This is a genomic window from Chitinophaga sp. YR627 (genome assembly GCF_900114995.1).
Classification (GTDB): domain Bacteria; phylum Bacteroidota; class Bacteroidia; order Chitinophagales; family Chitinophagaceae; genus Chitinophaga.
The window spans coordinates 19,777-32,471 of the sequence record NZ_FOUX01000003.1; the positions used below are offsets into that span (position 1 = coordinate 19,777).

Below are 12,695 nucleotides of genomic sequence, written 5' to 3' on the forward strand. Positions count from 1 at the left end.
TTTTCGGAATTAAAGGAGCCTGTTATTTACCTTTTTCATTGGTCACAGGGGCTGTTACCGGCAATTCATCCGTCTCTACCGGCACTTCCTTCACGTACACTGCATATTCATTGGGCCTGATCTTTCCCCCGAAATGCTGGACATACACCTGGGTAAATTCAGCCCCAAAATACAGGATTATCGCCGAATAATAGACCCAGAGCAGGATAATGACAATAGACCCCGCGGCCCCGTAGGCAGTCCCGACCTTACTGGAACCCAGATACATGCCAATGGCGAATTTCCCGATCATAAACAGGATGGCGGTTGTCACAGCCCCTACGATCACATGTTTCCACCTTATTTTGGCGTCAGGCAGCACCTTGAAGATGATGGCAAAGAGGGTACTGATGATCACAAAGGTCAGTGCCAGGTTGATAATGTATACCAACACCATGGTCACCTGTGGGAACAGGGTAGCCAGTTGTTGACTGAACAGTTCTATGATACCGTTCATCGCCAGGGACACCATCAGAATGAATCCGAGGCTGACCACCATGGAGAAGGACAGTAAACGGTTAAGCAGCATTTTCAGCAGACCGTTTTTAGGTTTAGCCTTCAGCTGCCAGATAAAGTTAATAGAGTCCTGGATTTCACCAAATACACTGGTGGCACCAATGATCAGGGTCACAATCCCGATTACTGTAGCCACGGTAGAGTCTCCGGAAAGTGCCGCATTTTTGATCATCTGCTGGATCTGGAGAGCCGCCTCATTACCAACCATATCATTGATCTGTCCGTATACACTGCCCTCAATGGCTTCCTTTCCCAGGAATACATCACATAAAGTGATGATCACAATGAGCATCGGCGCAATGGAAAAGATAGTGTAATAGGATAATGCCGCACTGAGCTTGAGCACCTTATCATCCATAAAGTCATTGACAGTCTGCTTCAGGATCTGCCAGTAGGTTATTACTATAGCCGGGATCTTCATATGATTGCTTTAACAAAAAACCTGCCTTATTGCAGCTTCTCATTGTTCTTGTGCCGGTTGGCATCACGGATGTTCTTTTTCTCGAAATTCTTCTCCAGGGCAGCGGTCATATCCACCCCTGTCTGGTTGGCGATACAAAGTAATACCCACATCACATCAGCCAGTTCATCGCCCAGTTCTTTCTTTTTATCAGATTCTTTACTGGACTGTTCCCCGTACTGGCGGGCCATAATACGGGCTACTTCTCCCACTTCTTCGGTCAGGATAGCCATATTGGTCAGTTCGCTGAAATAACGAACACCGACGGTCCGGATCCAGCCGTCAATCTGTTCCTGTGCTTCTTTGATAGTCATATCGATTATTCTTTTGCTTTTGTGTCAATAATGATCGTAACGGGGCCGTCATTCAACAGGTCTACCTTCATATCTGCGCCAAAAATACCGGTAGGGACCTTTTTCCCCATATCCTGGCCTAACTGACTGATCATCTGCTCATACAGGGGTATGGCTATATCCGGCTTACTGGCGCGGATATAGGAGGGGCGGTTGCCTTTTTTGGTGGCAGCATGCAGGGTAAACTGGCTGACAAGCAGGACATCCCCATCCGCTTCTTTTACCGATCGGTTCATTACACCTTCTTCGTCGTTAAAAATACGGAGGTTCACGATTTTATTACTCAGCCAGACAATATCTTCTGTATTGTCGGCATCTTCAATGCCCAATAATACCAGCAGTCCGGTATTGATACTACCTGTAATATTCCCGTCTACGGTCACGGATGCCCGGGACACGCGTTGTATAACTGCACGCATATGTGTAACAGATCAGTTTATTGCGACGGGAAATTAAATAATTATGCGGTATGAGTGAAAATATCGCCGGTTTCCGGCTCCTGGATCTTCATCGTGTCTTCGATTTCGAGTTTAGGGCAGAAAAGCTCCAGCAACAGATAGTAGTAAAGATAGAGCAATGCCATGATCAGTATCAGGTGACCACTGCTGGCAAACAGTATGGTGATAACGTTCAGGGACATCACCAGACCTACAGCGGCTCTTCCGGAACGCAAACGGATATAGCCGATGATCTTCAGCAGGTATAATCCACCAATCAAACCGATAACAGGCAGTCGCAATCCTGTAGGTTGCGTCAGCAGCATATAAATGTTGAAGACTGTCACCAGGATGCCGGCAGCAATCATGATATTTTGTGCCGGTGTCCTGTCCTGTTGCATATAGGTAGCCGCATGTTCAGATGCGGTAGCAGGGGTTTCTTTTGAGAAAAACAACCAGGTCACTGCACCGATATTGAGGACCGGTACATAATGCAGGAGCAGGGTCCAGAAGGAATATTTGCCTACTGTCAGTGCCCGGCTGGTAACGACATTACGCATTAATCCGGCCACTCCATATAACAGGAGGATCATCCCCAGCGTAGAAAAGAGCATATAACCTGCAACCGTCAATGGCTGCGGACCTTCTTCGAAGAACATATAAATATTGGTATCCAGTACGCCGATGGCGCCGATATAGACAAAACACAGTGACAGGAAGAGGAAGAAGTACTCCCATTTTGCCAGCATCTGCACTTTTGATTGTAATAACATGCTGTAGAACTGCCACTTATAGCTATTTTCAATCAGGAACACGATCACATAATAGCAGATAAAACAGCAATATCCGACAGGCAGCGCAAGCGCTATTTTAGTGTAGGAAGAGAAAAGGGATAATACCGGCAGGTCACGGGCCAGCTGGAGATTATTTAATGGTATACCTTCTTTGGGCATCAGGAAATAGATCAATGCACCCACAAGCGCAGCATTGAGTTTATCGCTCATGCCGGCAAGATAGAACCGGGTAATAAAGATCAGTAACAGTACGGCGAAAGTATTGATCTTTTCCAGGAGAAATCGCATATCCAGATCTGTCCTTTGCATCAGCATTTTACTCAATCCTACCTGTAATACAGCGGTTAAAAGTACCGCCAGTGCAATGATGACCGCATGCTTCCATTCTTTCTTTATCAACATTTCCCATACTGCCGTGATGAAGAGGGGTAATACCGTCATCAGCGCAAATCCACCATATCTGATATATTCAAAGTTGTCCTGCCGGACAATATTATTCAACATACAAAAGGCGGTGATTGACCATATCAGGAGTGCTGGTATCCAGCTTGTTTTCAGAACGCGTAACTGAATGGGTGTAAAAAGAGCCATATAGCACAGGATTAAGGGTGGGCGGCAAATAAAATCATTTACCTTTATTAAATTACGACAATCAATTATAAAGAAACGTTAATTAATGAGCTTAGATCTTTCCGCTGAAATCACCTTCCAGACAGCCAGAAGTGGGGGTAAAGGCGGACAAAATGTCAACAAAGTGGAGACCATGGTAGAAGGATATTTCGACGTCTCCGCGTCAGCATTGTTAACCCAGGAACAAAAAACACTGGTACAGGAAAAACTGGGCCACCGCATCAATGCAGAAGGACTGTTGCAGGTCCGCTCACAGGAAGAGCGTACCCAGCTGGGGAACAAGCAACTCGTCATCAAAAAGATGAACGAACTGGTAAGTAAAGCGCTCATCAAACCCAAAAAGAGAGTGCCCACACGGCCGTCCAGAGCGGTACGGGAGAAGAGAATTCAGCTTAAAAAACAACAGTCTGAGAAAAAACAGCTGCGCCGGAAAGGGCTGGAATAGTTAATTTTGGAAAAATTTCAGGGCATTGAGTATAAAATCACTGGCAGGACAAACGATCTATTACGGCTTTAGTAACATTGCGAGTAAGCTGCTTAATTACTTCCTTACCCCCCTCTATCTGGAGCTGATGACACAGGCTTCTTATGGGGAGATGTCTACGGTATATGCCTATGTGCCTTTCATGAATATTATACTCACCTATGGGATGGAAACGGCTTTCTTCCGCTTTGCTAAAAAGGAGAACAGCCAGTCCGTTCTGAGTACCTCAACAATATCCCTGTTATTTTCTACTATTAGCTTTACCATCATATTACTGCTGTTCAGGGGAACGATCATCAATTCATATATTGGCGAACTGGGCGGACTGGGCGGTCACCCGGGATTTTATACATCCCTGGTACTGATCATGGCATTTGATGCCCTGACCGCGATCCCTTTTGCACAGTTGCGAATGGAAAACAGACCGGTACGTTATGCCGTTATCCGTCTGACAGGAATTATCACCACGATTGCGTTTAACGTACTGTTCCTGGTAGTCATCCCGAAATTGTATGCCGCCGGTCAGACCTGGCTGCCTGAGATACGTCCGGGTGGTAACCAGCTGGGCTATGTGTACCTGAGTAATATGCTGGGAAGCGGGGTCACTTTCCTGTTATTCCTGCCACAACTGATGCGCATCAGCTGGAAATTTGACAAGGTATTGTGGCGGCAGATGCTGAATTATTCCGTTCCGCTGATCTTCTTCGGCATGGCGGGCATGGTCAATGAGACCTTTGACAGGGCCTGGTTTCTGCCGGAATTCCTGCCGGGAAACAACCTGAATGATAAAAAAGAGCTGATCGGCATCTATGCGGCCAATTACAAACTGGCGATCCTGATCACTATGTTCATACAGGCATTTAAGTTAGGGGCAGAGCCCTTTTTCTTCAAACAGGCCGAAGGCAAGGATCCGCAGAAAATGTACGCCCGTATTATGAAGCTGTTCGTTGTACTGCTTTGTATGATGTTCCTGTTCGTCGGGTTGTACCTGAATATCTGGAAAATATTCCTCCGCAAACCGGAGTACTATCCGGGTATGAAGATCGTACCTATCTTATTGCTGGCCAATATGTTCCTTGGCATCTATTACAACCTGACCATCTGGTTCAAACTGACTGACCGGACCAAAACCGGTGCGCTGATCACGATCGTCACGGCGGTACTCGCTTTCCTGCTGAACTGGTGGTGGATCCCTGTTATGGGATATTTTGGAGCAGCCCTGGCCACCATGGCCTGTTATTTTGTGCAGATGGCCATCTGTTATGTACTCGGACAAAAATATTACCCGGTGCCTTATCACCTCCCGCGTATACTCACCTACATACTGGGAGCAGTAGGCACTTTCTATGTATATGACCTGTTGAACAGGACCCTGTTCTCTCCCCGGGATATCTATGCGTTAAGTCCATTATCGCTTACAGTAGCGACCATTTTCTTCTTCGCATATATCTGGTTCCTGCTGAAGATGGAAAAGAAAGAGTTTTCCAGGCTCCCGTTCATTGGTAAGTATGTCGCAAAGATCTGATCCTGCTATTGCAGGAAGGGATTATGCTGCTTTTCGTACCCGATAGTCGTGGACTGTCCGTGGCCAGGATATACCGTCACATCATCAGGCAATACGAACAATTTCTCCCGTATACTGTTTAATAAAGTTTGATGACTGCCTCCGGGGAGATCGGTACGACCGATACTCTGGAAGAACAGCACATCGCCACCAATCACGAATTTCCCGGCGGCGGAATAAAAGCATACGCTGCCTGGTGAATGACCAGGTGCGAGCAGTACCTCCAGTTCATCATCACCAAAAGTGATCTTTTCACCATCTTCAAGGAAACGAACGGGTTCAGGGGAGGGGTCAAAGGGAATATTATACATTTTCCCTATTTCAGGAGAGCGGTCGAGCAAAAGCTTCTCCAGGGGGTGTATTTCCAGGCCTACGCCATATGTTGTAACCACCAGCTTATTGCCGAGAACATGGTCGATATGGCAGTGAGTATTGAGCAGGCGTGTAACTTTAAGCCCCTCTTTTTCGATATAACTCTGTAATTGTTTCCTTTCTTCTTCAAAATAACAGCCCGGATCTATAATTATACATTCCTTTTTTTCGTTAATGAGTAAATAGGTATTTTCCTGAAACGGATTAAAGGTGAAATGTTGTATTTCCATCATTGTTGCCGATTTTTGCTATTTTTAATTCAGAACGCAATATTATCAATACTTTCTGTATGAACCGACTTATTACCAGGTTATTAATAATTACCGGTACCCTATTACTTGGCCCGTATCTATCTCAGGCACAGACCAATACCGTGGAATTTGGGCAGAACCGCATACAGCATAAGAATTTCAAATGGCGTTATTATCAAACCCGTCATTTTAATACGTATTTCAGCCAAAACGGTCTTGAACTGGGTAAATATGTTGCACAGGTAGCAGAAAAGGAATTGCCGCAACTGGAGCAGTTCATGGAATTTACCTTCCGTCAGCGTGTGAATATCGTGGTGTACAACAGCTTCGGAGAAATGAAGCAATCAAATATAGGCATTGGCGTTGAGTGGCAGAATACAGGTGGTATTACCAAGCTGGTGGGCAACAAACTGATCGTTTATTTCGATGGTGACCACCAACACCTCTACCGTCAGATCCGTGAAGGTATTGCCCGTGTGATGCTCGAAAACCTGCTGTTTGGAGAAGATATCGGAGAGTTTGCAGGTAACACGATCCTGATCGATTTCCCTAAATGGTTCACAGATGGATTTGTGGCTTATGCGGCTGAAAACTGGAACACTCAACTGGATGATGAGCTGAAAGATGCCATTCAGTCCGGCAGATATAAAGACTTTTACCAGCTGGCCTACGAAAAACCAACCCTGGCCGGACATGCGTTCTGGTATTATGTAGAAAGTAAATATGGTAAGGATGCAGTGCCTTATCTGATGTATATCTCCCGTATTAACCGTGGATTGAAAAAAGGCTTTGAGCAGGTGCTGAACCAGAAACCGAAAAATGCGCTCAAAGACTTCATGATATTCAATACCAAACGTTATCAGGATGACAACCGCCGTCGCCGTCAGAGTACCCGTGGCGCACGTACCGTTGTATCCAGAGAACTGAACAAATCAGACTTCTACCGTTTCCAGGCTAACCCGAAGAGCAACTACTATGCAGTGGTTGAATTCTCCAAAGGCCTGTATAAAGTACAGATCCAGTTTGCTGACATGAAGCCGAAAGTGCTGCTGCGCAGTGGTGTAAGAATGCAGGCCAGCCAGCTGGACCCTAACTATCCGCTGCTGGCATGGAACCAGAAAGGGAACCGTCTGGCCATCGTGTATGAGCATGAAGGGGTTACCAAACTCATGGTATATGACCTGGTTACCAGGACCAGCACCAGGGAAGATCTGCCAAGATTTGACAGGATCATTGACGTGAAATACTTCTTCGAGTATGACAACTCCCTGTTGCTGTCTGCCGTGAAGAATGGCCATACAGATATCTACACTTACAGCATCAACAAAAAGACCGCTGAACAGATCACCAACGATGTGTATGATGACCTGGATCCGTCTTTTGTATCGTTCCCTGGTAAAAGTGGTATCATTTACTCATCCAACAGACCTTCACCAACCGCTAAAAGCGGCGATACTATACTGCCTGCCGGACATTATAACGTCTTCCTGATCGACAACTTTAACAAGAGTGCCGACAAGCAGATATCCCAGCTGACAGACATGAAATACGGTGACGCACGTTCACCATTACAGTATAACACGACCCACTTTACGTTCGTATCTGACGTAAACGGTATCCGTAACCGTTATGCAGGTTTCTTCAAAACTGAAAGAGCCGGAGTAGACTCCCTGTTCTTCGTAGGTTCTGAGATCCTCCATAACCCTGACAAAGCAGACCTCGATTCTGCCCTGGCGGAATATGGCGCTACAGAACCGGATTCTGTAATGGCAGTTTCCCTGACAAAAGACTCTACCTATACTTTCCCGATGTCCAACTACTCTTATGGTATCAAAGAATCCAGAGGCGCAGGCGACCAGTCGGAAGTATCTCAGGTAATTCAGCAGTATGGTTTCAAGAACCTCCAGAAACTGAAGATCGATACCGTTACACTGCGTAAGAGAAACGTTGCCAGCCGTCCTACTACCTTCAGGTCCCGTCAGATGCATGAGGATAGTATCCGTCTTGGTCTGCCGACCTATCATGAGAAGGCAAAAACAGATACGGCAAAACACGGTGATTTCTTCCAGAGCGAGTTTGCACAGGAAGCACCAGATACCACAGCTGCTGCTGAAGCAATGGCCATACAGATCCCGCTCATTGAGCCGGTACTGAAAAAGGCCAAACTGCTGCCATATAAATGGAAATTCTCATCAGACTACCTGATCCTCCAACTGGATAACTCAGTACTGATCAACAGGTACCAGCCATTTACCGGTCCTCCTGTAAGTCCGATCAGACTGGCTGACCCAGTGAATGGTCTGATCCGTATCGGTGTAAGTGACCTGATGGAAGATGTGAAGATCAATGGTGGCTTCAGATTCCCTTCCAGCCTGGATGGTACTGAGTATTTTATCTCCGGCGCTTATCTGAAAAAACGCTTTGACTATAAATTCACTTACTACCGCAGAGTGGATAAATACAGCAGCCTCGGTGTCGATACCTCCGGTAACCTGCTGGATTTCCCAGCCAAACTGAAAACAAACCTCTTCCAGTTTGAAGTACGCTATCCGTTTGACCAGGCAAGAAGCGTTCGTTTACAGGTAGGTCTGCGTAACGACAAGTTTGTAGTAGCGGCATCCGATCCGACTACACTGAAGATGAAAAACTATGCTGATAACTATGCATTGGTTCGTCTGGAATATGTGTATGACAATACCATCAACCCTGCCACTAACATCTGGCATGGTACCCGTTATAAGATCTATGGTGATATGAATGCCCAGATCAACGGTGACCTGAACGATATATTTGATCAGGGAGCTGCCGCAGGTAAAGGCAAGTTCACGTACAATATGGGTATTGATGTAAGACATTATCACTCTATTTACCGCAACTTTATCTGGGCTACCCGCTTCTCAGCTGACCTGTCATGGGGTACACGTAAACTGTTGTATTACCTGGGTGGTAGCGACAACTGGCTGACGCCTAAGATCAATACCAATACGCCGGTAAATATGAACGCAAACTATGCGTATCAGACACTGGCTACACCGCTGCGTGGTTACAAGCAGAATGCCCGTAACGGTAATAACGTAATGGTATTCAACACGGAATTACGTTTACCGGTATTTGCGACCTTCATGAACAGACCGATCAACTCAGCGCTTGTTCGTAACTTCCAGGTGACCAGCTTCGTGGACATCGGAACTGCCTGGAACGAAAAACTGAGCTTCAAAGATGCTAACTATACCTATTATACAGGGAATGACGGAACGGTAACAGTGAAAGTGAAAGAAGGTTTCCTCGGACCATTTGTAGGAGGTTATGGTTTCGGCGCCCGTACAACGCTGGCAGGTTACTTCCTGAGAATAGATGCAGGCTGGCCGGCAGTAGCATTCTTCCGTGGCAAACCGATCTGGTATTTTGGATTGGGAGTTGACTTCTAATAATCGGATTAACACATATAAAGCAGGGGCTCGTTGAATAACGGGCCCCTTTTGTTTTAATACAGGATAGGGATAAAAATGACAGCTCCTGTAATAGCAGCGATCAATGCCGCAACAAGTACCGCCCCCGCAGCAACATCTTTGATCCACTTCACCCGGGGGTGATAGTCCGGGGACAAATGGTCCATGATCTTTTCAACAACAGTATTCAACATCTCGGTAACCCACACCATTCCAATGACGATCAATATAGGGAGCCATTGGCTGGCTGACAATCTGTAATAAAAACCGGCCGCTATCACCAGCACCGTTGCGACGGCATGAATACGGGCATGAGGTTCACTACGCAGAAAAGCAATGATTCCCTGAATGGCGTATTTAAAACTTCGTATGCGTTGTTGCAGATAACGACCGGTTTGCATGAATATCTTTATTTACTGGTTTATAATTCTCCCCACTTAATTCTCCGGCTAAAGTACATCACAATGGCCAGTATTATGAAGAGCCCCAGACTACCCATTAACAGGGCCTGGTCTTCGGATCGGATGATCACGTAGATGAATCCATAGAGCAGGGAAAGTGCGCCACCGATACCAGCAGCCAGACGAATACTTCGTAATACGCTTGCCGTATAAAAGGATACCAGGCCAATGGTCATGACCGCTGCTATCAGGTAAGCAATACTGAAATTCAATTGTTCAGCAAGGGCAATGAGCAGAGTATAAAATACACACAAAGCCACGCCTATGAGTATATATTGTAATGGATGAACGGAGTATCGCTGTAATAGTTCGATGAAGTAATAAACAAGGAATGAAAGGCCGATGATCAATATTGCATATTTAACAGCACGGGTTGATTGCTGATAGGTATCGACGGGGAGGAACAATTTTACACCAAAGTCCGCGGAATGCAGGTTACTGTTATTACCGATCCAGCTTTGTGGGAAATTGCGGTTCAGGTTAGAGACCTGCCATGCAGCAGTAAAACCTTTACTATCCACATTATGCACATTTGGCAAAAAGGCGCCATCAAAACTCGGGTTAGTCCAGTTCGACTTCATTTCTACAGAGGTCGTTTTTCCAACAGGGGAGAAGTACAGCTGACCGGAACCTTTCAGCTCAAGATTTACCGCAAAGTTACCGGCTACGATGCCACTGTCGGACATTGATAAGGGCACTTTCACCTGCATGCCATTGTGAAAAAGATCTGCCGCCGGAATACCTGGATTGAAATAATAGGTCTGGCCGTTCCACTGCACACCTGCCTGGTTACTGATCCCACGCATATCATTCACACCAACGGCGAGATAGGCATCTTTCAGCAGGACTGCTGCCGCAGGGATATTCAGTTCGCTGAGATCAAGTTTGGAAAAGGCACCGCTGATATCCAGTCTGGATGTATAGACGGCTACTTCATAGATCCCTCTTCTGCGGATTTCCGGCATCAGCTGACCATTGACCTTTAGTTTTTCCGGCAGATAGATCGCGTGGGAAACTACATTAGGCTTGCTATAATAAGGTATTACCAGTACAGGTCCGGTGATGGTCTGGGCGTCCCCCCATTTACCGCTCACTTCTCCTTTGGCCTCAAACTGGCGCTGTTCTCTTTCGGATATCAGGCCCATGATCATATTGGCGGGTATCAACAATAAGAGGACCAGGATGCCTATCAGCAGGGCCTTAATACCATAGGCATATCTTTCAAAGAAAGACGGCCCGGGCGCTGCATTGTCCGGGAGCTGGCGCGAGGATTCATTAGGACGGCTGGAACCATCATTCATATTCGTTGTTTCCATATTTACTGTATTTAAAGTGCTTTGTATTTCAAAGTGTAAAGGCAAAAAAAATCACTCCATAGAGCGGATCATATTTTCGAGCGCAGCAAGATGCCCTTTGAAAGCCTTTTCACCAGCTTTCGTAATAGAATAGGTGGTATTGGTTTTACGTCCGACAAACCCCTTATGTACTTTCAGAAAACCATTCTCCTCCAGGGTACTAAGATGGGAGGCAAGATTACCATCGGTCAATTCCAGCATCTGCTTCAGGTCATTAAAGCTTACTTCCTCATTCACCATCAGGATGCTCATGACCCCCAGCCGTATACGGCTGTCAAATATCTTATTTAAGTTACCTATGGGATTGATCACGAGTTCATCATTTATTCAAAAAATTGATACCAAACAGCACCGGTTCACTCTTCTACGGCATTCCGTTCATATTTCCACCACATCACGATGCCATAAAATATATGCATAACACCAAAACCGACAGCCCAAAAGTAAAGCCCTCTGCGCAAAAAGAAAACATTTAATATTCCCAGGGCTATTTCTGCAATACCCAAATATTTCGTATCAGAAACTGTATACTTGCTGGCATTGAGTACAGCCATACCGTAAAATATCAAACAGGAAGGGGCAATAAGTACATCCATATTGTTGTACATCAGGCCGACGATAAAGGCGCCACCTGCTGCCATAGGGATCATCCCATTAATGAGTACTTTACGGGAGGTAGCATCATATACCGGCAGGTTGTTCTTTTTCGCCCGTCTCCAGGTGAAATAAAGTCCACCGGCAGCTGCCAGGAACATGACCACAAGACCTAACAGGATCAACTGCAATCTGAGTGTAGAAAAATCTGTATCATCATAGTGACCTCTGACTTCCCATTTGTCATAGTACGAACGGAAAAGAACCAGTGCGGCACCCGCACCTGCCAGTGCGGAAGCGCCAGCAAAAACACCACTTAATCCGCTTAAGGATAAAAAGCGGCTGCTACGTTCCATGATGCGTTTGATATCACTTAATGTTTGCAGGTGTTGCTGTTCTTCTGTCATACTTAAAGTACTTTGTGAATCAAAGTTACATATTTTAGGGAGATGACAAAATATATTTTTCTATTATGGGTTGGAAAAAGGAGCAGCGCAGGAAATATAGCCGGCAGCGTTTACACTGCCGGCGCGCGATGAAAGGGATTAATATCTCAAATACAATGAGATAGAAGGTATAGGAATATAACAGCTAAAATGATCGTACTACAGCCAGTACCGCTGCCACGGTAGCTGCCTTTTCGAAAATGACCGGGTACGAAAGTGCCGTTTCTGCGAAAGTGACCTTTTACCCAGCTCATAAGTCCCGTTTATTTACAGGCTGCTGATTCAGACGATCCAGTTTATCGCTGATGTTTTTGAGATGCGCAACGATATCATCGATACGAAGGGTCTGTCTGGCTAAAAGTGCTCCAAGTGCCAAAATGAATACAATACTACCAAGAGTAGCGATGACCATACCTGTGTCCATATGAGCATATTGTTTTTGAGGTTAAAATGTCAGTAGATTACAATGCATCTAAATTAACGCTACGAC

At 45.8% G+C, this 12,695-nt stretch carries 12 protein-coding genes and 1 pseudogene; 3 read left to right on the forward strand and 10 right to left on the reverse strand.

Going from position 1 to position 12,695, the window contains the following annotated elements; translation table 11 throughout:
• Positions 1-22: 22 nt before the first annotated feature.
• The 4 genes from BMZ72_RS15500 to BMZ72_RS15515 are packed head-to-tail and all read right to left on the reverse strand — an operon-like array spanning position 23 to position 3,190.
• Complete coding sequence (locus BMZ72_RS15500; RefSeq protein WP_089809884.1) at positions 23-976, reverse strand: YihY/virulence factor BrkB family protein; 954 nt, start codon at positions 974-976, stop codon at positions 23-25.
• Between the two features lie 26 nt (positions 977-1,002).
• Positions 1,003-1,329: a nucleotide pyrophosphohydrolase gene (locus tag BMZ72_RS15505; RefSeq protein ID WP_089809886.1), complete on the reverse strand. Its 327-nt coding sequence runs from the start codon at positions 1,327-1,329 to the stop codon at positions 1,003-1,005.
• A 5-nt stretch (positions 1,330-1,334) separates the two neighbouring features.
• Positions 1,335-1,787, reverse strand: a complete 453-nt coding sequence (gene dtd / locus BMZ72_RS15510; protein ID WP_089809889.1) for a D-aminoacyl-tRNA deacylase — start codon at positions 1,785-1,787, stop codon at positions 1,335-1,337.
• 41 nt (positions 1,788-1,828) lie between these two features.
• Positions 1,829-3,190, reverse strand: a complete 1,362-nt coding sequence (locus tag BMZ72_RS15515; protein WP_089809891.1) for a hypothetical protein — start codon at positions 3,188-3,190, stop codon at positions 1,829-1,831.
• Positions 3,191-3,293: 103 nt separating this feature from the next.
• Between BMZ72_RS15515 and arfB the strand changes: the two are divergent.
• Together arfB and BMZ72_RS15525 are read left to right on the forward strand one after the other, a co-directional pair.
• Positions 3,294-3,674 (forward strand): annotated as a pseudogene (gene arfB, locus BMZ72_RS15520) (alternative ribosome rescue aminoacyl-tRNA hydrolase ArfB); the annotation flags it as partial.
• Between the two features lie 25 nt (positions 3,675-3,699).
• Positions 3,700-5,238, forward strand: a complete 1,539-nt coding sequence (locus BMZ72_RS15525; protein WP_089809895.1) for an oligosaccharide flippase family protein — start codon at positions 3,700-3,702, stop codon at positions 5,236-5,238.
• A 5-nt stretch (positions 5,239-5,243) separates the two neighbouring features.
• Here BMZ72_RS15525 and BMZ72_RS15530 read toward each other — a convergent pair whose 3' ends face one another.
• The gene (locus BMZ72_RS15530) at positions 5,244-5,882 is read right to left on the reverse strand and encodes an MBL fold metallo-hydrolase (RefSeq protein WP_089809897.1); all 639 of its coding nucleotides are present in this window, start codon (positions 5,880-5,882) and stop codon (positions 5,244-5,246) included.
• A 56-nt stretch (positions 5,883-5,938) separates the two neighbouring features.
• Here BMZ72_RS15530 and BMZ72_RS15535 point away from each other — a divergent pair, with 56 nt between their 5' ends.
• A complete protein-coding gene (locus tag BMZ72_RS15535) occupies positions 5,939-9,328 on the forward strand; it encodes a hypothetical protein (RefSeq protein WP_089809899.1) in 3,390 nt (1,129 codons plus the stop codon).
• Between the two features lie 56 nt (positions 9,329-9,384).
• Here the strand turns inward: BMZ72_RS15535 and BMZ72_RS15540 are convergent, their stop codons facing one another.
• The 5 genes from BMZ72_RS15540 to BMZ72_RS36575 form a co-directional block, all read right to left on the reverse strand.
• Entirely contained in the window at positions 9,385-9,750 is a 366-nt protein-coding gene (locus BMZ72_RS15540; RefSeq protein ID WP_012788094.1) for a diacylglycerol kinase family protein, read from the reverse strand.
• Between the two features lie 20 nt (positions 9,751-9,770).
• A complete protein-coding gene (gene creD / locus BMZ72_RS15545) occupies positions 9,771-11,126 on the reverse strand; it encodes a cell envelope integrity protein CreD (protein WP_089809901.1) in 1,356 nt (451 codons plus the stop codon).
• Between the two features lie 51 nt (positions 11,127-11,177).
• Positions 11,178-11,477 (reverse strand): winged helix-turn-helix domain-containing protein, encoded by a 300-nt coding sequence (locus tag BMZ72_RS15550; RefSeq protein WP_012788096.1) that lies wholly within the window; start codon positions 11,475-11,477, stop codon positions 11,178-11,180.
• Between the two features lie 44 nt (positions 11,478-11,521).
• Entirely contained in the window at positions 11,522-12,166 is a 645-nt protein-coding gene (locus tag BMZ72_RS15555) for a hypothetical protein (protein ID WP_089809904.1), read from the reverse strand.
• 289 nt (positions 12,167-12,455) lie between these two features.
• The gene (locus BMZ72_RS36575) at positions 12,456-12,629 is read right to left on the reverse strand and encodes a hypothetical protein (protein WP_177222804.1); all 174 of its coding nucleotides are present in this window, start codon (positions 12,627-12,629) and stop codon (positions 12,456-12,458) included.
• Positions 12,630-12,695 lie beyond the last annotated feature (66 nt).

What these genes read in the sequence shown, in the direction of transcription:
- BMZ72_RS15505 (WP_089809886.1), bottom strand. Translation starts at nt 1,329, where the DNA reads ATGACTATCAAAGAAGCACAGGAACAGATTGACGGCTGGATCCGGACC.
- BMZ72_RS15515 (WP_089809891.1), bottom strand. Translation starts at nt 3,190, where the DNA reads ATGGCTCTTTTTACACCCATTCAGTTACGCGTTCTGAAAACAAGCTGG.
- dtd (WP_089809889.1), bottom strand. Translation starts at nt 1,787, where the DNA reads ATGCGTGCAGTTATACAACGCGTGTCCCGGGCATCCGTGACCGTAGAC.
- BMZ72_RS36575 (WP_177222804.1), bottom strand. Translation starts at nt 12,629, where the DNA reads ATGGACACAGGTATGGTCATCGCTACTCTTGGTAGTATTGTATTCATT.
- BMZ72_RS15535 (WP_089809899.1), top strand. Translation starts at nt 5,939, where the DNA reads ATGAACCGACTTATTACCAGGTTATTAATAATTACCGGTACCCTATTA.
- creD (WP_089809901.1), bottom strand. Translation starts at nt 11,126, where the DNA reads ATGGAAACAACGAATATGAATGATGGTTCCAGCCGTCCTAATGAATCC.
- BMZ72_RS15555 (WP_089809904.1), bottom strand. Translation starts at nt 12,166, where the DNA reads ATGACAGAAGAACAGCAACACCTGCAAACATTAAGTGATATCAAACGC.
- BMZ72_RS15500 (WP_089809884.1), bottom strand. Translation starts at nt 976, where the DNA reads ATGAAGATCCCGGCTATAGTAATAACCTACTGGCAGATCCTGAAGCAG.
- BMZ72_RS15530 (WP_089809897.1), bottom strand. Translation starts at nt 5,882, where the DNA reads ATGATGGAAATACAACATTTCACCTTTAATCCGTTTCAGGAAAATACC.
- BMZ72_RS15540 (WP_012788094.1), bottom strand. Translation starts at nt 9,750, where the DNA reads ATGCAAACCGGTCGTTATCTGCAACAACGCATACGAAGTTTTAAATAC.